Origin of the sequence: Isoptericola sp. b408, from assembly GCF_030588085.1 — a bacterium.
Classification (GTDB): Bacteria; Actinomycetota; Actinomycetes; order Actinomycetales; family Cellulomonadaceae; genus Isoptericola; species Isoptericola sediminis.
In genome coordinates, this window is record NZ_JAUQYQ010000001.1 from 959837 (window position 1) to 983216 (window position 23380).

Below are 23380 nucleotides of genomic sequence, written 5' to 3' on the forward strand. Positions count from 1 at the left end.
ACTGGCTCGCGAAGGTCACAGGAACGATTCTGCCCGAGACGGGGGCGATGCCGACAATCCGGCCCCCGGCAGGTGCCGCCGCCGGGTCTCGTCCGGGTCCCGCGGGCACCGGCGCGGACCGGGTGCGCGGGTAGACTCCGCGGCATGTGTGGCATCGTCGGATACGCCGGGGCGCGCTCTGCAGGAGCGGACGCCGTCGCCGGAGACCTGGGCGCGAACGAGCGCCCGCTGGAAGTCGCCCTCGCCGGGCTGAAGCGGCTCGAGTACCGGGGCTACGACTCCGCCGGGGTCGCGCTGGTGGGCCCCGGGCGGGACGTGGCGGCTTTCGCCAAGAAGTCCGGCAAGCTCGACAACCTGGTCGGCGAGATCGCCCTGCACCCCCTGCCCCCCGCGACCGCCGCGATCGGGCACACGCGGTGGGCCACGCACGGTGGCCCCACCGACACCAACGCCCACCCGCACCTGGCCGACGGCGACCGGCTCGCCGTCATCCACAACGGCATCATCGAGAACTTCAGCGCCCTGCGGCAGGCGCTCACGGCGAGCGGCGTCGAGTTCCTCTCCGAGACCGACACCGAGGTCGCCGCACAGCTCCTGGCCCGCGAGTACCGCACGACCGGGGACCTCACCGCCGCGATGGCGGCCACGGCCCGGCAGCTCGACGGCACCTTCACGCTGCTCGCCGTGCACGCCGACGACCCCACGACGGTCGTCGGGGCGCGGCACGACTCGCCGCTCGTGGTCGGGCTCGGGGAGGGCGAGAACTTCCTCGGCTCCGACGTCGCCGCGTTCGTGGAGCACACGAAGGAGGCCCTCGAGCTGGGGCAGGACCAGATCGTCACGATCACCCCGGACGCGGTGACCGTCACCGACTTCGCGGGGAACCCCGCCGAGGGCAAGCGGTTCACCGTCGACTGGGACGCGGCCGCCGCCGAGAAGGGCGGCTTCGACTCCTTCATGGACAAGGAGATCCACGACCAGCCGCACGCCGTCGCCGACACGCTGCTCGGCCGCACGGACGCGGCGGGCCGCATCATCCTCGACGACCTGCGCATCGACGAGGCCGTGCTGCGCAGCGTCGACAAGATCATCGTCATCGCCTGCGGGACGGCCGCGTACGCCGGCCACGTCGCCAAGTACGCCATCGAGCACTGGTGCCGCATCCCGGTGGAGGTCGAGCTCGCCCACGAGTTCCGCTACCGCGACCCGATCGTCGACGAGCGCACCCTGGTGGTCGCGATCTCGCAGTCCGGCGAGACGATGGACACCCTGATGGCCGTCCGGCACGCCCGCGAGCAGGGTGCCAAGGTGCTCGCCATCGTCAACACGAACGGCTCGACGATCCCGCGCGAGTCCGACGCCGTGCTGTACACGCACGCCGGCCCGGAGATCGCCGTCGCCTCGACCAAGGCGTTCCTGGCGCAGATCACCGCGGCCTACATCCTCGGGCTGTACCTGGCCCAGCTGCGCGGCAACAAGTTCCCCGACGAGGTCGCCCAGCTCTTCGACGAGCTGCGCGACATGTCCCGCAAGGTGCAGACGGTCATCGAGCGCGGCGAGTACGTGCGGGCCACCGCACGCTCGATGGAGGCCGCCGACAAGGTCCTGTTCCTCGGCCGGCACGTCGGCTACCCCGTGGCGATGGAGGGGGCGCTCAAGCTCAAGGAGCTCGCCTACATCCACGCCGAGGGGTTCGCGGCCGGCGAGCTCAAGCACGGCCCCATCGCGCTCATCGACGAGGGTCAGCCGGTCTTCGTCGTCGTGCCGTCGCCGCGGGGCCGCGACCAGCTGCACTCCAAGGTGGTCTCCAACATCCAGGAGATCCGGGCGCGCGGCGCGCGCACGCTGGTGATCGCCGAGGACGGCGACGACGAGGTGCGCAAGTACGCCGACGAGATCTTCTGGATCCCGCAGGCCCCGTCGCTGCTGCAGCCGCTGCTGGCCGTGGTGCCGCTGCAGATCTTCGCGATGGCGCTCGCCGGCGCCAAGGGCCTGGACGTGGACCAGCCCCGCAACCTGGCCAAGTCGGTCACGGTCGAGTGACGCGGGTGCCGGCGGGGCGGACGCGCCGTCCCGCCGAGCACCGCGCCGTCCGGCCTGCTCTCGCCGGACCGGCCGCCGGGAGGGCATGATCGGCACCATGGGCGACGCACGGACCCTCGCAGGGCTCGCGGACGAGATCGAGATCATCTCGCGGGTCTACGAGCGCGTGTTCGACGTGCCGCGCTCGGACGACTGGCTCGTCCTCAAGCTCCACGAGGAGGTCGGGGAGCTGACCCAGGCCTACCTGGCGCGTTCGGGGCGCTCGCGCGACCGGGGCGAGGACGCGGCCGCGGTCGACGCGGCCTTCCGCGCGGAGCTGGCCGACGTCCTCGGGATGCTGCTGCTCGTGGCGCGCCGGTTCGACGCCGACCTCGACGCCGAGGTGCAGCGCAAGTGGTTCCGCTGGCGGCACCTGGTGGAGCCGCAGGACGAGGAGGGTGTGCGCCGGTGATCATCGGGGTGGGGATCGACGTCGTGGACGTCGAGAGGTTCATGGCCACGTTGGAGCGGACCCCGCGGCTGCGGGAGAAGCTGTTCACGGAGGCCGAGCGCGACCTGCCGGCGTCGTCCCTGGCGGCGCGGTTCGCGGCCAAGGAGGCCATCGCCAAGGCCCTCGGCGCCCCGGGCACCATGCACTGGCACGACGCGACCGTGCACCGGGTGGTCGGCGGGCCGCCGCAGGTCGAGCTGCGCGGCTCGGTGCAGGCCCGGGCCGACGAGCTGGGGATCCGGCGCTGGCACCTGTCGATCTCGCACGACGCCGGGATCTCCTCGGCGATGGTGGTCGCCGAGGACTGACCTCCCCGCCCCGCCGACCATGCCGCCGGTGTCCGTCCGGCGAAGCCGACGGGCCGCCCGGGCATGTTCGGCGGAGGGGGCGAGGGCGGGGGATCAGTCCTGGAGCGCCGGGACGACCTGCCGCTGGAACAGCTCGATCTGGTCGCGGTCCCCGACGGCGTTGGCGAAGTACGTGATCGCGTACGTCATGCCGCGCGACTTCAGGTCCTGGAGCGTCTCGACGATCTGCTCCGGGGTGCCGACCAGCGGGCCGTTGCGCCAGTTGGCGATCTCCCGCTCCCCGGGCTCGCCGGGGGCGTACCGCGAGAAGTGGGACTCGACCCAGGCCAGCTTGTCGTCGATCTCGGCCTGGTTCTCGCCGATCACCACGTTGTAGTTGGCCGAGCGGGTGATCGCCCCGAAGTCGGTGCCGACGTCGGCGCAGTGCTGCTCCAGGATCCGGGACTTGTGGTCGAAGGCCTCCGGCTCGCCCGAGAAGTTCGTGTACTGCGCGTACTTCGCGGCGGTGCGCAGCGTCTTCTTCTCCCCGCCGCCCGCGATCCACAACGGGATGCTCGGGACCTCGGCGCCGCCGTCACCGACGGGCAGCTTCTGCAGCGGCTGCGGGTAGCACCGGGCGCCGTCGACCTGGTAGCGCTCGCCCTCGAAGGTGCCGGAGGAGCCGGTGCGCCACATGTTCGCCATGATCTGCACGCCCTCGTCGAGCGCGCGCAGGCGCTCGCCGGCCGACGGGAAGCCGTAGCCGTAGGCCCGCCACTCGTGCTCGTACCAGCCGGCGCCGATGCCCATCTCGACCCGGCCGCCGGAGATCGCGTCGACGGTGGAGGCGACCTTCGCCAGGTAGGTGGGCTCGCGATAGGCCATGCAGGTGCACATCTGGCCCAGGCGCACCCGCTGGGAGGCCGCCGCGAAGGCCGACATCAGCGACCAGGCCTCGTGGGTGGCCTCCGTGCTGGGCACCGGCACCGTGTGGAAGTGGTCGTAGACCCAGACCGACTCCCAGGCGAACTCACCCCCCGGGACCGCCTCGCCCGCGGCGGCGTTGTCGGCGTAGTGGAGGAGGGAGAGCATCGTCTCCCAGTGCTGCTCCGGCGGGACGTCCGTGAGCGACATCCGCCAGCCCTGCGGGATGAAGAGTCCGAATCGCATGCCGCCGAGCCTATTCCTCCACCGAGCCGGGCGCCGTCCGGCACCGTCGCGTGGCGCCGCTGCGAGTCGACCGGGGGAGACGGCATGATCGACGGCATGATCTCCGCGTGGTCCGCCGACGACGTCCGTGCCGCCGAGGAGCCGCTCCTCGCGGCGGGTACGCCCCTGATGGAGCGCGCCTCCTTCGCCCTGGCGACGCAGGTCCTTGCCGACCTGCGGGCCCGACGGCGGCACGTCCGCGGGGCGCGGGCCGCCCTGTTGGTCGGTGCCGGGAACAACGGTGGCGACACGCTGCACGCGGGCGCCGTGCTGGCCCGGCGAGGCGTCGCGGTGACGGCGGTGCTCACCGCCGAGCGGGTCCACAGCGAGGGGCTCGCCGCGCTGCGCGGCGCCGGGGGACGCGTCGTCGAGCTGGCCGCGGCACCCGACCGCGCCCCGGCGGTGGCGGCCGAGGTGTCGGCCGCCGACGTCGTGCTCGACGGGCTGCTCGGCATCGGTGCCCGCGGGGCCCTGCGTGGACCGGCCGCCGACCTCGTCACGGCTCTCGTCTCCCGCCTCGCTGTGGGTATGAGATCTGCAGGATCGGAACGTTCCGATCCTGCAGATTTCATACCCACAGCACCAGGGGCTGGTCGAGAGCGGGAGCGGCGGCCGTGGGTGGTCGCGGTCGACCTCCCCTCCGGGATCGGGGTGGACGACGGCACGCTGCCCGGACCGGTGCTGGCGGCGGACCGCACGGTCACCTTCGGCGTCGCCAAACCCGGTCTGCTGCTGCCACCCGCCGCCCGGGTGGTCGGCGAGGTCACCGTGGTCGACATCGGCCTCGAGCCCGTCGGTCCGCCGGCGGTGCGGCGCCTGGAGGCCGCCGACGTCGCCGTCTCCTGGCCGGTCCCCGGCCCGTCCGACCACAAGTACACCCGCGGGCTCGTCGGGCTCGTCGCCGGCACCGCCACGTACCCGGGTGCCGCGGTGCTCGCGGCCTCCGCCGCGGTGCGCACCGGCACGGGGATGGTGCGCTACCGCGGCTCCGACGCCGTGGCCCGGGCGGTCCTCGCGGCGCGTCCCGAGGTCGTCACCGCCACGGGACGTGTCCAGGCGTGGGTGGTCGGGCCCGGTGTCCCCACCACGCGCGACCGCGACGACCCGGCGGACGACGGGCAGCACGACCGCGGCCGGGGCGCCCTCGCGGTGGCACGGGGCGACCTGCCGGGGATGCCGTACGGACCGGTGCCCGCCGTCGTCGACGCGGGCGGTCTGCCGCTGCTGGGGGAGTCCAGCCCGCCGTGGTTCGTCCTCACCCCGCACGCCGGTGAGCTCGCGGGTCTGCTGCGGTCCCGGGGGGAGGACGTCCACCGGGACGACGTCGAGGCGGCGCCTCTGCGCTGGGCGCGACGCGCCCACGAGCTCACCGGGGCCACGGTGCTGCTCAAGGGCGGGGTGACGGTCGTCGCCGGCACCGAGGGCGCCTGGGCCCAGGCGGACGCCCCGGGATGGCTCGCCACGGCCGGTGCCGGGGACGTGCTCGCGGGGATCCTGGGCACGATGCTCGCCGCGCGCGCGACCGACGTCGTCGAGCGGCCGGCGCTCGCCGCCGAGGTCGCGGCTGCGGCCGCGCTGGTCCACGGGTTCGCCGCCGAACGCGCCAACCCCGGCGGCCCCGTCGCCGCCCTGGACGTCGCCGAGGCCGTGCCGGGCACGGTGTCCACGCTGCTCGGGCTCCGGTGACCGAGATGACCGCGGACTCGGTCGCAGCGGTGACCGTCCGCCCGGCCCACGAGGGCGACGTGCCGGCGATCGAGGAGGTCCAGGAGGCGGCCGGTCGTGCCGAGCTGCTCGACGGCGTCCGCGCGGCGGTGCCCGACCCGGAACGTCTCGTCCTGGTCGCCGAGGCGGAGGGGGCCGTGATCGGCTGGGCCAAGACCCACCTGTTCCGCTGGACGGACGGCGTCGCGCCGGCCGGGCACTACCTGGGCGGGGTGACCGTGACCCCGGCCTGGCGGCGCCGCGGCGTCGGGACGGCGTTGACCGCCACCCGGATGGACTGGCTCGCGGGCCGGGCCGCCCGGGTGTTCTACCTGGCCAACGCCCGCAACACCGCGTCGCTCGCGCTGCACCGGCGCTGGGGTTTCCACGAGGTGGTGCGCGCCCCGGTGCTGCACGGCGTGCGGTTCGCCGGCGGTGTCGGCGTGCTGCTGGCGGCCGACCTGCCCGGCCCCTGCGGGATCAGCGCGGGAGGTGGGCCTCGATGACCTCGACGATCTCGGGGTCGTCCGGCACGGTCTGGGGGGCGTAGCGGCGCACCTCGCCCCCGGGCAGCACGAGGAACTTCTCGAAGTTCCAGCGGATGCGGCCGTCGTGGCCGCCCGCGTCCGGGGTCTTCGTCAGCTCCTGGTACAGGGGGTGGGCCTTCCGGCCGTTGACCTTGACCTTGGAGACCACCGGGAACGTCACCCCGTAGGTGGCGGAGCAGAACGCGGCGATCTTCTCGTCGCTGGACAGCTCCTGGAAGAACTGGTTGCTGGGAAACCCGACGACCGTGAAGCCGCGGTCGGCGTACTTCTGCTGCAGCTGCTCCAGGGCCGTGTACTGGGGGGTCAGGCCGCAGCGCGAGGCGACGTTGACGACCATCACCACGTCCTCGCGGTGCTCGGCCAGGGTCGCGGTGCTGCCGTCCATCCGGTCGAAGGGGATGTCGTAGAGGTCCATGGGCCCCATCATGCCCGGTGCCGGCGCCACCAGGTCAGGCCCCCCACCGAGGCCAGCACCACGAGGAGGACGACGAGCAGCCCGACCCAGCCGAGCCCCTCCGCCGCCGAGGCCAGCCACCGCTGGACGGCGGCGGCACCCTCGACCACCGGGTCCGTGCCGGCCCCGGCGTGCAGCACGCGCAGCTCCCAGAACCCGTACCAGGCGACGTACAGCCCCGCGACGACGAGGATCCCGCCCCCGACCCGGGCGAGCACCGGTCCCGCCCCCCGGGCGCGGGAGACCACTCCGGCACCGGCCACGGCGACGACGACGGCGGCCGTGCCGACGAGCAGGGCCATGCCGGCCGCATAGGTGGCGAACAGGGCCACACCCTCTGCCACCGACCCGGCGCGGAAGGCCGTCACGACCACGGCGAGGAACGGGGCGATCGTGCAGGTGAGCGACGCCAGGGCGTAGGAAGCCCCGAACCCGACGACGGACCACCACCGGTCCGTGAGCGGCCGCCCGGACCCGGTGCGCAGCAGTCGCAGACCCGGCAGCTCGCGCCCCGTCAGGACCCAGACCCCCGCCGCGGCGAGCACGACCCCGAGCACCAGGGTGAACACGGGCAGCCAGCGCTGGACCGAGCTGGCGACCGGGGCGACGACCAGCCCGAAGGCGCCGAACACCGCGACGAACCCGAGGGTGAGCGCCGCGGTCGAGCGCAGCGCACGGCCGACGGCGGCGGCCCGGCCGTCGTCGGGCCGGACCAGCGTCGCGAGATAGGCGGGCAGCAGCGCGAACCCGCACGGGTTCACGGCCGCGACCAGCCCGGCCCCGAGCGCGAGCGCGAACGCCCCGTCGAGCACGACGCTCAACCTGCGAGCTCGGCGACGACGGACTCGAGCTCGGAGCCCGGCACCTGACCCTCGAGGACGACCTCGCCCTCGGCGTCCAGGACGACGAACGTCGACTGCTGGGTCATGCCGAAGTGCTGCCAGACCTCACCGGCGTCGTCGACGAGGTGGGTCGGCCCGGCGATGTCGTTCTCGGCCATCTCACGGATCGTCTCGGCATCGTCCAGGCCGCCCACGCCGACCACCGCGACCTCGCCGTCGTACTCCTCGGCGAGGCCGGTGACGGTGGGGATCTGGCCGATGCAGGTCGGGCACCACGGTGCCCAGAACCACAGCACCGCCGGCGCCCCGGCCAGCTCGCTGCCCTCGAACGTCCCGCCCTCGAGCGTGGTGGCCGAGAAGTCGTACACCGGCGCGGCATCGCCCGACGCCATGTCGCCGGCGTCCTCGCCCTCCGACATCTCCTCCTCGGCCGCTGCGTCGTCCTCGGGACCGGACATCTCCGCGTCTGCCGACCCCTCCGACATCTCGGTGGTGGTCGACGCCCCGCCCGCCGAGGTGTCCTCCTCGGCGGCGCACCCCGCCGCGAGCAGGAGGGTCAGGGTCACGGCGGCCGTCGCCGCACCTCGTGTCGTTCGCATGCCCCCAGTCTGTGCCGGGGCCGGGCCCCTGCCCAGGGTCCGGCGCCTTACGGGGTCATGACGGCGCGCGAGAATGGGTGCCATGCCGTCCCCGCGCAAGCACGTCCCGCCCCTGCCGGTGCGGGACGGCCTGAACCCCACCCGGCTCGTGCTGCCGCACGACGACGCCGCCGTGGCGCGGTACGCCACGGCCGCCGGGTACCTGCTGGCGCGGTTCCCCGACGACGCCGACCGGCTGCGGGACAAGCTGGCCGCGGGCGAGGTCGTCACGGGGGACGGCACACCCGTCACGCGGGACACCCCCTACGAACCGCGGGGGTTCCTCTACCTGTACCGGGACCCGCCGGCCGACGGACCCGCCGTGCCGGCGCTCGCGGACCTCGAGGTGCTCCACCGGGACGAGAACCTGCTGGTGGTCGACAAACCGCACCGGGTCGCCACCATGCCGCGCGGCCGCTGGGTCACCCAGACGGTGCTGACGCGGCTGCGGCGCGAGCTGGACCTGCCGGACCTCGTCCCCGCCCACCGCCTCGACCGCCCGACGGCGGGTGTGCTGGTGCTGACGGTCCGGCCCGAGGTCCGCGGGCCCTACCAGCTCGTCTTCCAGGAGCGGCGCGTCCGCAAGGTGTACGAGGCCGTCGCCCCGCTGCCGGACGGGTCCGACGGCACCGGGTTCCCGCGCACGGTCCGCTCGCGCATCGTCAAGCGCCGCGGCGTCGTGCGCGCCGAGGAGGTGCCCGGCGAGCCCAACGCCGAGTCGTGGATCGACCTGGTGGACCGCGACGAGCGGCGAGGGCTGGGGCTGTACCGCCTCGAGCCGCACACCGGCAAGACGCACCAGCTCCGGCTGCACATGGCCGGTCTGGGGCTGCCGATCCGGCACGACCCGTTCTGGCCCGTGCTGCGGGCCGGGGCCGACGACGGCGCGGACGACCGCGGTGAACCCTTGCAGCTGCTGGCCCGCTCGCTGAGGTTCGACGACCCGCTGACCGGGGAGCGGCGCACGTTCACCTCCCGCCGTCGGCTGGGCGACTGGCCCACGGGCCAGTGAGAGAATCGCCACCGTGACGACTCCCGCCTTCGCCGACGGCACCCCTGCCCGCGCGATCGTCGACCTCGACGCGATCCGCGACAACGTCCGCGCGCTGCGCGGCCACGCGCCGTCGGCGGACCTCATGGCGGTCGTCAAGGCCGACGGCTACGGACACGGGATGCTCCCGGCGGCCCGCGCCGCGCTGGCCGGCGGGGCGACGTGGCTGGGTGTGGCGACCGCCGAGGAGGCGATCGCCCTGCGGGCGGGGCTCGACACCGACGTTCGCGTGCTGGTCTGGCTGCTCGTGCCCGGGGCGCCGTTCGCCGAGCTGATCACCGCGGACGTGGACGTGACCGTGGCGGCGCCGTGGGCGCTCGAGGAGGTCGCGGCCGGGGCGCGCGCGGCCGGGCGGACCGCCCGGGTGCACGTCAAGGTCGACACGGGGCTGTCCCGCAACGGTGTCGCGATGCGCGACCTGCCGGCGGTGGTCCGCCGGGCCGCCGAGCTCGAGGCGTCGGGCGAGCTGCGGGTCGTCGGTGTGTTCTCCCACCTGGCCTGCGCGGACGAACCCGGACACCCGTCGATCGACCGCCAGGGCGCGGCGTTCGACGGCGCGCTGGCGCAGGTCGCACGGGCCGGGCTGCGCCCCGAGGTGCGGCACCTGGCGAACTCCGCGGCGACCCTGACCCGCCCGGACCTGCATCACGACCTCGTCCGCCCCGGGATCTCCGTGTACGGCAACTCGCCCGGCCCGGGCGTCGGCCCGCCGGGACGGTTCGGGCTGCGGCCGGCGATGACTCTCGAGTCGCGGCTGGCCAACGTCAAGCAGGTGGCCGCCGGCGAGGGCGTCTCCTACGGTCACACCTACACCACGACGCAGGACACGACCGTCGGGCTCGTCCCGCTGGGGTACGGTGACGGCGTCCCCCGGCACGGCTCCGGCGGTGCCGGCAGCCCGGGAGCGCCCGTGGCCGTCGGCGACGGGGCCACCGCCCGCGTGCTGCGGGTGGCGGGGCGGGTCTGCATGGACCAGTTCGTCCTGGACCTCGGGCCCGGTGCCACCGAACGCGCCGGCGACCTGGTGACCCTGTTCGGCGCCTCGGACGGGGTGGCGCACGGGTCGCCGCTGCCGAACGCCCAGGACTGGGCCGAGGCCGCCGGGACCATCAGCTATGAGATCGTGACGCGGCTGGCGCCGCGCGTGCCCCGCGTGTACGTCCCCGCGGCCGGGACGGGCGCGATCGGCACGCCCGCGCCGGCCCCGACCGGAGACGACCCCGAAGGAGAGAGGCAGAGCCGTGAGTGACGTCGTCGCGCAGGTGGAGCTGGAGCTGCCGGGTGCCGCGGACGCCCGGGCGCTGGGCGGAGCCCTGTCCGGCCTGCTCCGCGCCGGGGACCTGGTGATCCTCACCGGTGACCTCGGAGCGGGCAAGACCACCCTCACCCAGGGCCTGGGCCGGGCGCTGAACGTGCGGGGGCAGATCGCGTCCCCGACGTTCATCGTCGCCCGGGAGCACCCGCCGCTGCGGCGCCAGGACGGCACGACCGGTCCGGCGCTGGTGCACGTGGACGCCTACCGGCTGGGCGGGTTGGACGAGCTGGACGCCCTGGACCTGGACTCCTCCCTCGACGAGTCGGTGACCGTCGTCGAGTGGGGCCGCGGGCTGGCCGAGGCCCTCACCGAGGACCGTCTCGAGGTCGACCTGCAGCGGCCTCGCGGCGGCGAGGTGGACCCGGAGCACCCCGAGGCCGGTGTCCGGCGCGCCACGGTGCGCGCCGTGGGCCCGCGCTGGGCCGGCGTCGACCTCACCCGCCTGGTGCCGCGCCCGCGCCCGAGCTGATCCCCCGCTCGCCGTAGGCTGGTCCCGTGGCTGTTCTCGCGATCGACACCTCCGCCGCCGTCTCCGTCGCCGTGGTCGACGACGACGGTGGCCGCCTCGCCGTCCGCAACGCCGACGAGCGCCGACGGCACGCCGAGTCCCTCGCCCCCCTCATCGCCGACGCCCTGGCCGCGGCGGGGCTCGAGCGCACCGACCTGACGGCCGTCGTCGGTGGCACCGGACCCGCACCGTTCACCGGTCTGCGCGTCGGGCTGGTCACGGCCCGCACGCTGGCGCTGAGCCTGGGGATCGACGTCCTCGGCGTGCCGAGCATCGACGCGCTCGCGGTGGAGGCCGTCGCCGACCTCGGCCTCGACCCCGGCGACGAGGTGCTCGTGGCCACCGACGCGCGGCGCAAGGAGGTCTACTGGGCCCGGTACCGCGTCGTGGCGCACGAAGGTCCGCACGGTGTGCCGGTCGTCGCGGTGGAGCGCGGTCCGGAGGTCGGCCGGGCGGCCGACGTGGCGGCCTCCCAGCTCGACCCGCCGACGGCGGACGGCGCCCGGCTCGCCGTCGTGGGCGAGGGTGCGGGTCTCTACCCGGACCACCTGGTGGCCGACGAGGACGCCCCCGTCCTGCCGGACGCGACCGTGCTCGCCCGGCTGGCCCTGGCCCGTCGGGCCGAGGGCGTCGACCAGCCGACCGAGCCGCTGTACCTGCGCCGTCCGGACGTGCAGGAGCCGGCCGGGGCCAAGCGCGCCACCGGGGGAGCGGCATGACGGACCGTCCCGTGTCGGTGCGGCTGCGGCCGCTGGTGAGCAGCGACTTCGACCGGATCCTCCAGCTCGAGCACGAGCTGTTCGGACCGGGGGCGTGGACGTACGGCATGCTGGCCGACGAGCTGGCCGGGCTCGGGCGCTGGTACGTCGTGGCGGAGCTCGACGGTCCGGACGCCGTGGGGCTCGGGCCGGGACGACGTCCCGTGGTCGGGTACGCCGGGTTGTGGTTCGACGGTGACGTCGCCCAGGTGATGACCATCGGCACGGCCCGTGAGTACCAGGGGCGCGGCGTGGGCCGGCGACTCCTGCAGGCTCTCGTGGACCGGTCGCGACAGCTGCGTGCCGAGGCGCTGCTGCTCGAGGTCGCCGTGGACAACGACAGCGCGCTCGCGCTCTACGGGCAGTTCGGGTTCGAGCAGCTCGGCCTCCGCAAGCGCTACTACCAGCCGGAGGGCACGGACGCCTACACGATGCGTCTGGACCTGTCGGTCCCCGAGGACCCCTCGCCGGGCACGCGGGCGACGACCGGTGCCGGCGGTGCCGCGTGACGCGCCGGGTGACGTCCCCGGCACGTGACCGGGTGCTCGTCGACGCGGACACGGTCGCCGCCGACCTGCAGCTCGGCGGCCTGCAGGACCCGTTCGGCGGCGCGCCGTTGCTGCTGGACGTGCGTTGGGCGCTGGGCCGGACCGACGGTCTGGACCGCTACGAGGCCGGTCACCTGCCGGGTGCGGTCTACGTGGACCTCGAGGCCGAGCTCGCCGCGGTGCCGTCGCCGGAGGCCGGACGGCACCCGCTGCCGTCCGCCGCGGAGTTCCAGGAGTCCGCCCGGGGGTGGGGTGTCTGCTCCGACTCCCGCGTCGTGGTGTACGACGAGGTGGGCGGCACCTCCGCCGCCCGGGCGTGGTGGCTGCTGCGCTGGTTCGGTCACGACGCCGTGCGCATCCTCGACGGCGGGCTCGAGGCGTGGCGCCGGGCGGGCCACCCCCTCGAGGTCGGGATCACCCGCCGGGTGCCCGGCGACATGGTGGCGCACCCCGGGGGCATGCCGGTGCTGGACGCCGACGACGCGGCGGACCTGGCGACCTCGGGTGTGCTCCTCGACGCCCGGGCCGCCGAGCGGTACCGCGGCGAGGTCGAACCCGTCGACCCGCAGGCGGGCCACATCCCGGGCGCCGTCTCGGCGCCGACGACGGAGAACCTGGACGACGAGGGCGCCTTCCGCAGCGAGGCGGAGCTGCGTGCCCGGTTCACCTCCCTCGGGGTGAGGCCGGACGCGACGGTGGGCGTCTACTGCGGGTCCGGGGTGACCGCGGCGCACGAGATCGCCGCCCTGGCGTCGATCGGCGTGCCGGCGGCCCTCTACCCGGGGTCCTGGTCCCAGTGGTCGAACGACCCGGGCCGCCCGGTCGCCGTCTCCTGACGCAGGGCTCCCAGCACCCGCGACAACGCTGTGGGTATGAGATCGGCAGCCCCGAACCCGTCCGGGGCTGCCGATCTCATACCCACAGCAGAGGGCGGTCTCAGAGGGTGCGGGAGACCTGCCCCAGGTCGAGGCGCGGCCCGCGGGGGTGCGGCGAGCCCTCGCCGTCGGCCTCGCCGACGTTGACGACCATCAGCGACCGCCAGCCGGACTCCGCGAAGAACTCCCGGTCGATGCCGTCGGCGTCCATGCCGTCCATGGGCCCGGCCGCGAGACCGGCGGCGCGCAGCGCGACGATCAGGTACCCGGCCTGCAGCAGGGCGTTCTTGCGCGCCATCTGCTCGCGGACCTCCGTCGCCGGGGCGAGCTGCTCGCGGATCCCGGGGTAGACCGGGAAGAGCTCGTCGAGGTGCTCGTGGAAGGCCGGGTCGGCGGCCAGGACGAGGGAGACCGGCGCGGCCTCGACCTTCGCCTTGTTGCCGCCGCCCATGTGCTCGACCAGCCGCTGCTTCGCCTCGGGGCTGCGCACGACCAGCAGGCGCAGGGGCAGGGTGTTCATCGCGGTCGGACCGAGCTTGGCCAGGTCCCACGCGGCCTGCAGCTGAGCGTCGGTGACCTCGGCGCCGGTCCACTGCGAGGTGGAGCGGGCGTGACGGAAGAGGCGGTCGGCGGACGCCTCGTCGACGGCGAGGGTGGCGGTCTCGAGCAGGGTGTCGGTCATGTCCGTGGGGAACCGTCCATGCGTTCGCATGATTCCTGGCGGCCGGCGTGGCGTTGGTCACGACGGTTCCGGAGCGGGGCCGGCGGTGGTGACAGAATGTGGGCCATGGCTGATCCCCTGGTCCTCGGCATCGAGACGTCCTGCGACGAGACCGGTGTCGCCCTGGTGCGCGGAGACGAGCTCCTGTTCGACGCCGTGGCGAGCTCCATGGACGAGCACGCCCGCTACGGCGGCATCATCCCGGAGGTGGCCAGCCGTGCCCACCTCGAGGCGATGACCCCCACGATCCGGCGGGCGCTCGGCGAGGCCGACGTCGACCTGTCGGAGATCGACGCCGTCGCGGTCACCGCCGGTCCTGGCCTGGTGGGCCCGCTGACGATCGGTGCCAGCGCGGCCAAGGCGCTCTCGATCGGTCTCGGCAAGCCGCTGTACGGCGTCAACCACGTCATCGGGCACGCGGCGGTGAACCAGCTCGTCGACGGGCCGTTCACCGAGCGGTCGATGGCGCTGGTCGTCTCCGGCGGCCACAGCTCGCTGGTGCTCGTCGACGACATCGCCACGGACGTCACCGAGCTCGGCTCGACGCTCGACGATGCCGCGGGGGAGGCCTTCGACAAGGTCGGGCGGCTGCTCGGGCTGCCCTACCCGGGCGGCCCGCACATCGACCGGCTCGCGCGCGAGGGCGACCCGGAGGCGATCCGGTTCCCCCGCGGCCTGACGGCGCCGAAGGACCAGGCCAAGCACGCCTACGACTTCAGCTTCTCCGGCCTCAAGACGGCCGTCGCCCGCTGGGTCGAGGCCCGGCAGGACGCCGGCAAGGAGGTCCCCGTGGCCGACGTCGCGGCCTCCTTCGCCGCCGCCGTCGCGGACGTGCTCACCGCCAAGACCATCGCGGCCTGCCGTGCCCACGACGTCGGGACCCTCATCATCGGCGGCGGGTTCTCGGCCAACAGCCAGCTGCGGGACATGGCGGCCGAGCGATGCGCCGCGGCGGGGATCGACCTGCGCATCCCCCCGATCCGCTACTGCACCGACAACGGGGCGATGATCGCCGCGCTGGGCTCCGCCGTCGTGCGGGCGGGGCTGCCGCCGTCGGACCTGGACATCGGGGTGGACTCCTCGATGCCGCTGACGACCATCACGGTCTAGCGGCCGCGGGTCACTCCGCGGCGGACGGCGTCAGCGGGTGGCCGGCGTGCAGCTCGGCCACCAGGGAGCGCACCACGGCCTCGAGCCCGGTCTGGCCACCGCCGTGCGCCGCGGCCACGGCGCGCTGGCGCTGGTAGGAGGCGCCGTGGCGGACGATGTCCCGGATCCGGTCGAGCTCCGGGGCGCAGCCGAGACGTTCGGCCACGGGGGCCAGCTCCTCGAGCAGCCGGGGCAGCGCGTCGGTGAGGAGCTCCTCGTTCCCGTCGGCGTCCAGGATGATGATGGCGTCCATGCCGTAGCGGGCCGCCCGCCACTTGTTCTCGTGGACGAACCACCGCGGCATCGTCGGCAGCGGCCGGCCCTCGTCGAGCAGCGTCGAGAAGTGCTCGACCAGGCAGTGCACCAGGGCCGCGAGCGAGGCCAGCTCGGTCACGTTGGACGTGCCGTCGCAGATGCGGACCTCGACGGTGCCGAAGTGCGGGGCGGGCCGCACGTCCCACCGGACCTCGGTGAAGTCGTCGATGACGCCGGTCTTGAGCATGTCGGCGGTGTACCGCTCCAGCTCGCTCCACTCGGTGAACTGGTAGGGCAGCCCCGCCGTCGGCAGCTGCTGGAACAGCAGCGCACGCATCGAGGCGTAGCCGGTGTCGGCGGCGTCCCAGTACGGCGACGACGCCGAGAGCGCCTGCAGGTGCGCGACGTGGACCAGCAGCGAGCGCAGGATGGGCAGCACCTTGGCCCGGTCCTCGACGCCGACGTGCATGTGCACGCCGTAGACCACCTGCTGGCGGCCCCAGACCTGGGCGCGGTCGACCACGGTGGCGTACCGCTCCTTGTCGGTCACCTGCTGCTGCGACCAGGGCGCGAAGGGGTGGGTGCCGGCACCCATGAGCTCGGCCCGCATGGGGCGGATGACCTCCTGGACCCGGGCGAGCCCGTTCTCGAGGTCGGCGATCGCCCCGGGGACGGTGGCGCACACGTCCGAGACGATCTCCACGGTGTTGCGCAGGAACTCGGGCTTGACGTGCCGGGCCCGCGCGTCGGGGCCGAGCTCGGCCATGACGGCAGGGGCCACCTGGCGCAGGATGCCGGAGTCGGCGTCGACGAGCGCCAGCTCCCACTCGAGGCCGACGCTCGATCGCCGGGAGGGCTGGAACTCCAGGACCATGCAGCCATGCTTCCACGCGTGGTGGCGGTGCACCACGGGGCCGGGATCAGCCCCCCAGCGGCTCCACCACGAGGACGTGCTGACGCCCGGCGACGCGGGTCAGCACCAGCGTGGCCTCGGCGTCCCCCCGGAGGGAGAGCTGGGCCCGCAGCTGCTCGGGGGTCACGGCGGTGCCGCGTTTCTTCACGGTCAGCCGGCCGACGCCCCGTTCGCGCAGGTAGGCCTTGAGCCGTTTGAGGTTGAACGGCATGACGTCCAGCACCCGGTAGCCGGTGGCCAGCGGCGCGGTGCCCGGGGGAGGCGCCGCCGCCGGGGCGTCGGTGGTGACGTAGGCGATGGTCCGGTCCACCAGCCGGCCGTCGAGCTCGGCGGCGGCGTGCGCGACGAGCCCGGCGCGGACCACGGCCCCGTCCGGCTCGTACAGGTACGAGCCGACCGCCCCGACGTCGGGGGCGAGGTCGACGCCCTCGGCGCCGGGACGCACGAGCCGCGAGACGGTGCCGCCGTCCTCGGTGCGCAGGATCAGGGCGGAGCGTCCGGGGCCGTCGGGGGCGAGGGGCCCGAACCACAGGCCGGCCTCGACGACGTCGCCGTCCACGGAGACCCACTGGGTCTCGGCGTCCTCGGGCAGGCCCTGATGGCCGATGCCGGGGCCGACCTTGATGCCGACGGCGGGGACCTGGTCCCGCAGCCCCCACACGGCGTCCAGCGGCGGGGCCCAGGCCGACGGGTCGAACACGCGCCGGCCGCCGCGCGTCCGGCGGGCCGGGTCGGCGTACACCCCGTCGACGCCCTCGGCGACCAGGTCCAGCGCCAGCCCGTCCCCGTGGCGGACCTCGGCCTCGGGAAAGGCTCGCAGGTTCACGGTCGCCAGCGCGGCGGTGACCTCGTCGACGTCGGTGGCCAGCACCTGCAGGCCCACGCCCGCGAAGGCGAGGGCGTCGGCGCCGAGACCGCAGGTCAGGTCGGCGACCTTGTGCACCTCCGCGGCCAGGTACCGGCGGGCGTGCACGGCGGCGACGGTCAGCCGGGTCGCCTGCTCCAGCCCGTCCGGCGTGAACAGCATCCCGTCGGCGAACGGGCCGAGCTTGGCCCGGGCACGGGCGCGGAGCCGGGACTGCGTGAGGGCCGCGGCCGCGAGGTCCGGATCGACACCCTCGGCGCGCATCCGCGTCGCCAGGGCCATGGCCTGCGACTCCTCGTACGGGGGGAGGTCGTTGAGCAGGGTCCAGCCCTCGGGGCTGAGAAGCTTGCTGAGCGAGGCCACGTCCATCCGTCCATGCTCTCAGGCCGTCCCGACGGGACCGCTTCTGGCACTCGACTTGTCAGAGTGCTAAGGGCTGCCTAGATTTGGTCCCAGCGCACGCGCTGTGCCGGCACCCGCGACGACGGACAGCGGCCGGGCGCGACCCAGTCAACGCTAGTCATCGCGAACAAGGAGGTCCGACGTGTCGGTCCCCATCAAGCCGCTCGAGGACCGGATCGTCGTCAAGGCCGTCGAGGCCGAGACCACGACCGCTTCCGGCCTGGTCATCCCGGACACCGCCAAGGAGAAGCCCCAGGAGGGCGAGGTCCTGGCCGTGGGTGACGGCCGCTTCAACGACAAGGGCGAGCGCGTCCCGGTCGACGTGAAGGTCGGCGACAAGGTCATCTACAGCAAGTTCGGCGGCACCGAGGTCAAGTACGCCGGGGAGGACTACCTGGTCCTGTCCTCGCGCGACATCCTCGCCGTCGTCGTCGGCTGACGCCGCGACGCCGGGCGGGAGCCCTGGCCTGACGGCCGGGTCCCCCTCCCCGCACGAGAGCCCCGCACCGATCCGGTGCGGGGCTCTCGTCGTCTGCTCGGACGGGGGCGCGGGCGAGGGGGTGCGACCGGCCGTCGACCGAGGTCGGTTCAGCTCGCCTTCTTGTGCTCGCGGTCGCGACCGCTGAGGATCGCCGACCGCTCGTCCTCGCTCAGGCCGCCCCAGACGCCGTACGGCTCCCGGACCCGCAGCGACTGCTCGCGGCACTCCATCATCACCGGGCAGCTGCGGCAGATCGCCTTGGCGGCCTCCGCGCGTCGTCGGCGGGTGGATCCGCGCTCACCCTCGGGGTGGAAGAAGAGGGTGTCGTCCGCGTCACGGCACGACCCCTGGTACTGCCACTCCCACAACTCCATAACCGGTCCTGGCAACCGCGAGATCTCCGTCATGGCGAACAACCTACAAGTTGTGCAGAAGTTGTTCAAGTAGCAGGTCGACCCGATTGAAGTGGGTGTGGGTGAAAAGGGGTGACCAGGGCCTGAACCGCTTGCTATCGCTTCATGACCAGGTTCGATGATCGATTCGGACTCAAGGTGAGACGGGCCACCCGGCGCGGTGGCGGTCCCGGGAACCCCTGGGCAGAATCGACGCATGACCCGTTCGCGACCCGTCCAGGATGCCGGGGCTACGCGTCCGTCCGGCCCCGGGCTCGCGGTCGCGGCCGTCGCGCGGCGCCTCGGCGTGGCCCCCGCCACGCTGCGCACGTGGGACCGTCGTTACGGTCTCGGCCCCTCGGACCGCACGGCCGGCTCCCACCGGCGCTACACCCCCGAGGACGTCGCCCGGCTGCTCGTCATGCGACGGCTCACGCTCGAGGGCGTCGCCCCCGTCGACGCCGCCCAGGCCGCCCTCGAGGCGGACGTCGACGAGCTCGAGGAGGCCCGTCGGTCCGCGCCGCCGAGCCCGCCCGAGGACGCGGCCGCCGACGAGGCCGAGGAGTCCGCGGACTCGGCGGACTCCGCCGCCCGAGCAGGGCGGGCCCACCTGCGGGCGCTGCCCGGTGGCGGCCAGGGAGGCCGCGGCGCCGGCGCGCAGCAGGGGCAGCAGGCGTCCGGCAGGGTCTCCGCCGTGGTGGACGCGGCGCTCGCCTACGACCAGGCGCGGTGCGACGACCTGGTGCGCATCCCGCCGCACGGCGACCCCGCCGCCTGGTGGGCGCAGCTGCTCGAACCGGCGTGGAGCCGCGTGGCCGAGCGGACCGTGCTGGCCGGGCCCGGCGCCGTCCCCGAGATCGTCCTCGCGACGGCCGCGCTGCAGGCGCTGCGATCCTTCACCGAGGCCTTCGAGCAGTCCGTGGTCCAGAACGGCGGGCCGCCGGCCAACCACCCCAGCCGGATGCGCAACATCGTGCTCATCTTCGCGGGTCCCGACGAGACCGTGCCGCTGTCCGCGCACGCCCTCGCCGCCGCGCTGACGGCCAAGGGCAAGACGGCGCGGATCGTCACCGGGCCGGCCAGTGCCCGGCGGTCCCTGGAGCTGGTCACGATGGTGCGGCCCGCCGCGCTGGTCCTGGCCACCGGGCAGCGTCGACCGGACCTCGACGTCGTGCACGCCGTGCACGACGGGTTCCCCGAGCTGCCGATCTTCGTCGGGCTGCGACGGGACGACGCCGCCAGCGAGCTGCCGCTGGCCGCCCAGGTCCAGCGCGTGCGCTCCTTCACCGGCCTGCTGCACGAGGTCCTGGCGGTCATCGGCGCCTGACCCGGCCGGCCGGCCGGGGCGTCGGCGGGAGGCGCCGCGGTGTGACGGAGACCGCGGCTGACCCCTCCGTGCGCGCCGTAGACTCGGGACATGACGGAGACGACCTCGCCCGCCCACGATCCGTTCGGCTTCCTGGGGCTGACCTATGACGACGTCCTCCTGCTGCCCGGCTACTCGGACCTGGCGCCCTCGGACATCGACACCACCTCGCGCCTGACGCGGGAGATCTCGCTACGGACCCCGCTCGTCTCCGCCGCGATGGACACGGTGACCGAGTCCCGGATGGCCATCGCGATGGCCCGGCAGGGCGGTCTGGGCGTGCTGCACCGCAACCTCTCGATCGAGGACCAGGCGTACCAGGTGGACCTGGTCAAGCGGACGCAGACGGGGATCATCTCGAACCCCGTGACGATCGGTCCGGACGCCACCCTGGAGCAGCTCGACCAGCGGGCGGGGGAGTACCGGGTCTCCGGGTTCCCCGTGCTGGACGAGGCCGGCCGTCTCGTCGGCATCGTCACGAACCGCGACCTGCGCTTCACCCCGGTGGCCGAGTGGGCGGAGACGACCGTCGCCGACGTCATGACCCGGCAGCCGTTGATCACCGGCGACGCCGGCATCTCCCGCGAGGACGCCACCGCCCTGCTGCGCAAGCACAAGCTCGAGCGGCTCCCGCTGGTCGACGACGACGGACGCCTCGCCGGCCTCATCACGGTCAAGGACTTCGTCAAGTCCGAGCAGTTCCCCAACGCCTCCAAGGACTCCCAGGGCCGGCTCCTCGTCGGTGCCGCCATCGGCTACTTCGGTGACGCGTGGCAGCGGGCCACGACGCTCATCGACGCCGGTGTCGACGTGCTCGTCGCCGACACGGCCCACGGCAACGTCCGCATGCTCATCGACATGGTGCGCGCGCTGAAGTCCGACCCGGCGACGCGCCACGTCCAGGTCATCGGCGGGAACGTGGCCACCCAGGACGGGGCCCAGGCGTTCGTCGACGCCGGCGCGGACGCCGTCAAGGTCGGCGTCGGCCCCGGGTCGATCTGCACCACCCGCGTGGTGACCGGCGTCGGCGTCCCGCAGATCACCGCGATCCACGAGGCGTCGCGGGCCGCGCGCCCGGCCGGGGTCCCGGTCATCGCCGACGGCGGCATGCGTCACTCGGGCGAGATCGGCAAGGCCCTCGTGGCCGGCGCCGAGACGGTCATGCTCGGGTCGATGCTCGCCGGCACGGAGGAGTCGCCCGGCGAGACCATCCTCATCAACGGCAAGCAGTTCAAGGCCTACCGGGGCATGGGCTCGATGGGCGCGATGTCCTCGCGCGGCAAGAAGTCCTACTCGAAGGACCGCTACTTCCAGGCGGAGGTCACGAGCGACGACATGATCGTGCCCGAGGGTGTCGAGGGCCAGGTGCCCTACAAGGGCACGCTCGGGACCGTGGCCCACCAGCTCGTCGGCGGGCTGCACCAGACGATGTTCTACGTCGGTGCGCGCACCGTGCCGGAGCTGCAGGAGAAGGGCAAGTTCGTGCGGATCACCTCGGCCTCGCTGGCGGAGTCCCACCCGCACGACATCAAGATGACCGTCGAGGCGCCGAACTACAAGGTCGGCTGACCTCGCCCGGCGGCGCGGCCGCCGTCCGGTCAGCCGGCGGCGCGCGGTGTGGTGGGCCAGGACGTGGACGCGCCGGGTCCCGGCAGACCCTTGCGGTCGCGCCAGGCGTTGAAGTTCTCCGCCCACGAGCGGTGGGCGTCGCGCTGCGCCGCGTGCAGGGCGTCGAGCGCCACCGAGCGCAGGTCGGGGAACCGCAGCACCTGCGCGTCCAGCACGTCGAGGGTGGCCAGCACGTCCACGTCGGCGCTGTGCAGCTCGCCGTCGCCGACCACGCCGTAGAGCTCGCACAGGTCGCCCAGCCGACGCTTCCCCCGGCGGTACCGGTCCTGCCACCGGTCGATCACGAGCGGGTCCAGCACGGGGGCGACGGGCCGTCCGAGCCGCTCCGGCAGGGTCGGCAGGCCGTGGCGCGCCAGCTCGGCGTCGAGCAGCGTCAGGTCGAACGCGGCGTTGTAGGCCACGACCGGGACGTCCTCGCGCAGGTGCGTGGTGAGCAGCGCGGCGATCTCCTCGAGCGCCTCGGCCGGGGCGACGCCGTGCGCGCGGGCGTGCTCGGTCGTCACCCCGTGGATCGCCGCCGCCTCCTCGGGGATCTCGACCCCGGGGTCGATCAGCCAGGTGCGGACCTCGGTCGTCAGCGGCGTGCGGAGCACGACGGCCGCCGTGACGACGCGGTCCTGGTGCACGTCGACGCCGGTCGTCTCGGTGTCGAACCCGAGCAGCGGCCCGACGGTCCAGCCGGCGTCGTCCATGTCGATCCCCTCTCGTGTCCTCACGTCGGTGACGATGCCACGGGCCACCGACACGGCGGCCGGTAGGCTGACCCGTGTGAGCAACGAGATCGAGATCGGACGTGGCAAGCGCGGGCGTCGCGCCTTCTCCTTCGACGACGTGGCGGTGGTCCCCTCGCGCCGGACGCGCGACCCGCGGGACGTCTCGACCGGGTGGCAGATCGACGCCTACCACTTCGACCTGCCGATCGTGGCGGCGCCGATGGACTCGGTGATGAGCCCGGCCACCGCGGTCGCGCTGGGCAACCTGGGTGGTCTGGGGGTGCTCGACCTCGAGGGCCTGTGGACCCGCTACGACGACCCGGCCCCGCTCCTGGCGGAGATCCGTGCGCTGCCCGCCGCGGAGGCGACGCGGCGCATGCAGGAGATCTACGCCGAGCCGATCAAGTCGGAGCTCATCACCCAGCGGCTCAAGGAGATCCGCGCCGCGGGGGTCACCGTGGCCGGCGCGCTGTCGCCGCAGCGGATCCAGGAGCACTACCAGACCGTGCTCGACGCCGGGGTGGACCTGTTCGTCATCCGGGGCACCACCGTCTCGGCCGAGCACGTCTCGACCAGCGCCGAGCCGCTCAACCTCAAGCGGTTCATCTACGAGCTCGACGTGCCCGTCGTGGTCGGCGGCGCGGCCAGCTACACCGCCGCCCTGCACCTGATGCGCACCGGGGCGGCCGGCGTGCTCGTCGGGTTCGGCGGCGGTGCCGCGCACACCACCCGCGTCGGCCTCGGCATCCACGCGCCGATGGCCACCGCGGTCTCGGACGTCGCGGCGGCCCGCCGCGACTACCTCGACGAGTCCGGCGGTCGGTACGTGCACGTGATCGCCGACGGCGGCGTGGGTCACTCGGGAGACATCGTCCGGGCCATCGCCTGCGGGGCCGACGCCGTGATGCTCGGTGCCGCGCTGGCACGCGCCTCCGAGGCGCCCGGCGAGGGGTGGCACTGGGGCCCCGAGGCCCACCACGCCCAGCTCCCGCGCGGCGAGCGGGTCGAGGTCGGCACCGCCGGGACGCTGGAGGAGATCCTCTTCGGCCCCGGGCACACCGCCGACGGCACGACGAACCTCGTCGGCGCGCTGCGCCGCGCGATGGCCACCACGGGCTACTCCGACCTCAAGGAGTTCCAGCGCGTCGAGGTCGTCGTCTCGCCGTACCAGCCGCGGTGAGCGGACCCGTGCCGGCCGGGCCACCGGTCAGGCAGGGACCGCCG

25 protein-coding genes are annotated in these 23380 nt (G+C 74.2%); 16 read left to right on the top strand and 9 right to left on the bottom strand.

The genetic code is table 11. The features are described from left to right. The first annotated feature begins 144 nt into the window (after positions 1 to 144). The 3 genes from glmS to Q6347_RS04550 all read left to right on the top strand — a co-directional run bounded on the left by glmS (position 145) and on the right by Q6347_RS04550 (position 2841). Positions 145 to 2043 (top strand): glutamine--fructose-6-phosphate transaminase (isomerizing), encoded by a 1899-nt coding sequence (gene glmS, locus Q6347_RS04540; RefSeq protein WP_171246379.1) that lies wholly within the window; start codon positions 145 to 147, stop codon positions 2041 to 2043. A 97-nt stretch (positions 2044 to 2140) separates the two neighbouring features. After that, positions 2141 to 2494, top strand: coding sequence for a pyrophosphatase (locus tag Q6347_RS04545; protein WP_304606774.1), 354 nt, complete (start codon positions 2141 to 2143; stop codon positions 2492 to 2494). Beyond that, positions 2491 to 2841 carry a holo-ACP synthase gene (locus tag Q6347_RS04550; protein ID WP_171246377.1) on the top strand — a complete coding sequence of 117 codons (351 nt, stop codon included), beginning with the start codon at positions 2491 to 2493 and terminating at the stop codon, positions 2839 to 2841. Before Q6347_RS04545 ends, Q6347_RS04550 begins: the two co-directional genes overlap by 4 nt. Before the next feature lie 93 nt (positions 2842 to 2934). Here the strand turns inward: Q6347_RS04550 and Q6347_RS04555 are convergent, their stop codons facing one another. Then, positions 2935 to 3990: a TIGR03560 family F420-dependent LLM class oxidoreductase gene (locus Q6347_RS04555; protein ID WP_304606775.1), complete on the bottom strand. Its 1056-nt coding sequence runs from the start codon at positions 3988 to 3990 to the stop codon at positions 2935 to 2937. Positions 3991 to 4086: 96 nt separating this feature from the next. Between Q6347_RS04555 and Q6347_RS04560 the strand changes: the two genes are divergently transcribed. Both Q6347_RS04560 and Q6347_RS04565 read left to right on the top strand, forming a co-directional pair. After that, on the top strand, positions 4087 to 5715 hold the full coding sequence (locus Q6347_RS04560; protein ID WP_304606879.1) for an NAD(P)H-hydrate dehydratase: 1629 nt from the start codon (positions 4087 to 4089) through the stop codon (positions 5713 to 5715). 5 nt (positions 5716 to 5720) lie between these two features. Continuing rightward, positions 5721 to 6239, top strand: coding sequence for a GNAT family N-acetyltransferase (locus Q6347_RS04565; protein WP_304603074.1), 519 nt, complete (start codon positions 5721 to 5723; stop codon positions 6237 to 6239). Here the strand turns inward: Q6347_RS04565 and Q6347_RS04570 are convergent. The 3 genes from Q6347_RS04570 to Q6347_RS04580 are packed head-to-tail and all read right to left on the bottom strand — an operon-like array spanning position 6214 to position 8176. Next, positions 6214 to 6696 (bottom strand): glutathione peroxidase, encoded by a 483-nt coding sequence (locus tag Q6347_RS04570; protein WP_304606776.1) that lies wholly within the window; start codon positions 6694 to 6696, stop codon positions 6214 to 6216. The genes Q6347_RS04565 and Q6347_RS04570 overlap by 26 nt on opposite strands. Before the next feature lie 8 nt (positions 6697 to 6704). Then, positions 6705 to 7547 (bottom strand): cytochrome c biogenesis CcdA family protein, encoded by an 843-nt coding sequence (locus tag Q6347_RS04575; protein WP_304606880.1) that lies wholly within the window; start codon positions 7545 to 7547, stop codon positions 6705 to 6707. A 5-nt stretch (positions 7548 to 7552) separates the two neighbouring features. Continuing rightward, positions 7553 to 8176 (bottom strand): redoxin family protein, encoded by a 624-nt coding sequence (locus Q6347_RS04580; protein WP_304602507.1) that lies wholly within the window; start codon positions 8174 to 8176, stop codon positions 7553 to 7555. 82 nt (positions 8177 to 8258) lie between these two features. Between Q6347_RS04580 and Q6347_RS04585 the strand changes: the two genes are divergently transcribed. The 6 genes from Q6347_RS04585 to Q6347_RS04610 are packed head-to-tail and all read left to right on the top strand — an operon-like array spanning position 8259 to position 13231. Then, the gene (locus Q6347_RS04585) at positions 8259 to 9227 is read left to right on the top strand and encodes a pseudouridine synthase (protein ID WP_304606777.1); all 969 of its coding nucleotides are present in this window, start codon (positions 8259 to 8261) and stop codon (positions 9225 to 9227) included. Between the two features lie 13 nt (positions 9228 to 9240). After that, entirely contained in the window at positions 9241 to 10515 is a 1275-nt protein-coding gene (gene alr / locus Q6347_RS04590) for an alanine racemase (RefSeq protein ID WP_304602505.1), read from the top strand. After that, positions 10508 to 11050, top strand: a complete 543-nt coding sequence (tsaE, locus tag Q6347_RS04595; RefSeq protein WP_304606778.1) for a tRNA (adenosine(37)-N6)-threonylcarbamoyltransferase complex ATPase subunit type 1 TsaE — start codon at positions 10508 to 10510, stop codon at positions 11048 to 11050. Before alr ends, tsaE begins: the two co-directional genes overlap by 8 nt. Positions 11051 to 11076: 26 nt before the next feature. Next, positions 11077 to 11808, top strand: a complete 732-nt coding sequence (gene tsaB, locus Q6347_RS04600; protein WP_171246370.1) for a tRNA (adenosine(37)-N6)-threonylcarbamoyltransferase complex dimerization subunit type 1 TsaB — start codon at positions 11077 to 11079, stop codon at positions 11806 to 11808. Further along, positions 11805 to 12356, top strand: a complete 552-nt coding sequence (gene rimI / locus Q6347_RS04605; RefSeq protein ID WP_304606779.1) for a ribosomal protein S18-alanine N-acetyltransferase — start codon at positions 11805 to 11807, stop codon at positions 12354 to 12356. Before tsaB ends, rimI begins: the two co-directional genes overlap by 4 nt. Beyond that, the gene (locus Q6347_RS04610; RefSeq protein ID WP_304606780.1) at positions 12353 to 13231 is read left to right on the top strand and encodes a sulfurtransferase; all 879 of its coding nucleotides are present in this window, start codon (positions 12353 to 12355) and stop codon (positions 13229 to 13231) included. Before rimI ends, Q6347_RS04610 begins: the two co-directional genes overlap by 4 nt. Positions 13232 to 13331: 100 nt before the next feature. Here the strand turns inward: Q6347_RS04610 and Q6347_RS04615 are convergent, their stop codons facing one another. Beyond that, on the bottom strand, positions 13332 to 13952 hold the full coding sequence (locus Q6347_RS04615) for a malonic semialdehyde reductase (protein ID WP_304606781.1): 621 nt from the start codon (positions 13950 to 13952) through the stop codon (positions 13332 to 13334). 105 nt (positions 13953 to 14057) lie between these two features. On the opposite strand from Q6347_RS04615, the gene tsaD reads away from it, so the two are divergent. Beyond that, a complete protein-coding gene (gene tsaD, locus Q6347_RS04620; protein ID WP_304606782.1) occupies positions 14058 to 15101 on the top strand; it encodes a tRNA (adenosine(37)-N6)-threonylcarbamoyltransferase complex transferase subunit TsaD in 1044 nt (347 codons plus the stop codon). 10 nt (positions 15102 to 15111) lie between these two features. On the opposite strand, the gene Q6347_RS04625 is transcribed toward tsaD, so the two are convergent. Then, entirely contained in the window at positions 15112 to 16269 is a 1158-nt protein-coding gene (locus Q6347_RS04625; RefSeq protein ID WP_304606783.1) for a glutamate--cysteine ligase, read from the bottom strand. Positions 16270 to 16315: 46 nt separating this feature from the next. Then, positions 16316 to 17542: a class I SAM-dependent methyltransferase gene (locus tag Q6347_RS04630; protein WP_304602498.1), complete on the bottom strand. Its 1227-nt coding sequence runs from the start codon at positions 17540 to 17542 to the stop codon at positions 16316 to 16318. Positions 17543 to 17717: 175 nt separating this feature from the next. On the opposite strand from Q6347_RS04630, the gene groES reads away from it, so the two are divergent. Beyond that, on the top strand, positions 17718 to 18014 hold the full coding sequence (gene groES / locus Q6347_RS04635) for a co-chaperone GroES (RefSeq protein WP_171246364.1): 297 nt from the start codon (positions 17718 to 17720) through the stop codon (positions 18012 to 18014). Positions 18015 to 18163: 149 nt separating this feature from the next. On the opposite strand, the gene Q6347_RS04640 is transcribed toward groES, so the two are convergent. Further along, on the bottom strand, positions 18164 to 18463 hold the full coding sequence (locus Q6347_RS04640) for a WhiB family transcriptional regulator (protein WP_171246363.1): 300 nt from the start codon (positions 18461 to 18463) through the stop codon (positions 18164 to 18166). Positions 18464 to 18665: 202 nt separating this feature from the next. On the opposite strand from Q6347_RS04640, the gene Q6347_RS04645 reads away from it, so the two are divergent. Together Q6347_RS04645 and guaB are read left to right on the top strand one after the other, a co-directional pair. Continuing rightward, on the top strand, positions 18666 to 19775 hold the full coding sequence (locus Q6347_RS04645; RefSeq protein WP_304602497.1) for a MerR family transcriptional regulator: 1110 nt from the start codon (positions 18666 to 18668) through the stop codon (positions 19773 to 19775). Positions 19776 to 19865: 90 nt separating this feature from the next. Continuing rightward, positions 19866 to 21383 (top strand): IMP dehydrogenase, encoded by a 1518-nt coding sequence (gene guaB, locus Q6347_RS04650; protein ID WP_304602496.1) that lies wholly within the window; start codon positions 19866 to 19868, stop codon positions 21381 to 21383. A 29-nt stretch (positions 21384 to 21412) separates the two neighbouring features. Here guaB and Q6347_RS04655 read toward each other — a convergent pair whose 3' ends face one another. Next, complete coding sequence (locus tag Q6347_RS04655; protein WP_304603072.1) at positions 21413 to 22135, bottom strand: exonuclease domain-containing protein; 723 nt, start codon at positions 22133 to 22135, stop codon at positions 21413 to 21415. A 76-nt stretch (positions 22136 to 22211) separates the two neighbouring features. Between Q6347_RS04655 and Q6347_RS04660 the strand changes: the two genes are divergently transcribed. Continuing rightward, positions 22212 to 23336, top strand: coding sequence for a GuaB3 family IMP dehydrogenase-related protein (locus Q6347_RS04660; protein WP_171246360.1), 1125 nt, complete (start codon positions 22212 to 22214; stop codon positions 23334 to 23336). Positions 23337 to 23380 lie beyond the last annotated feature (44 nt).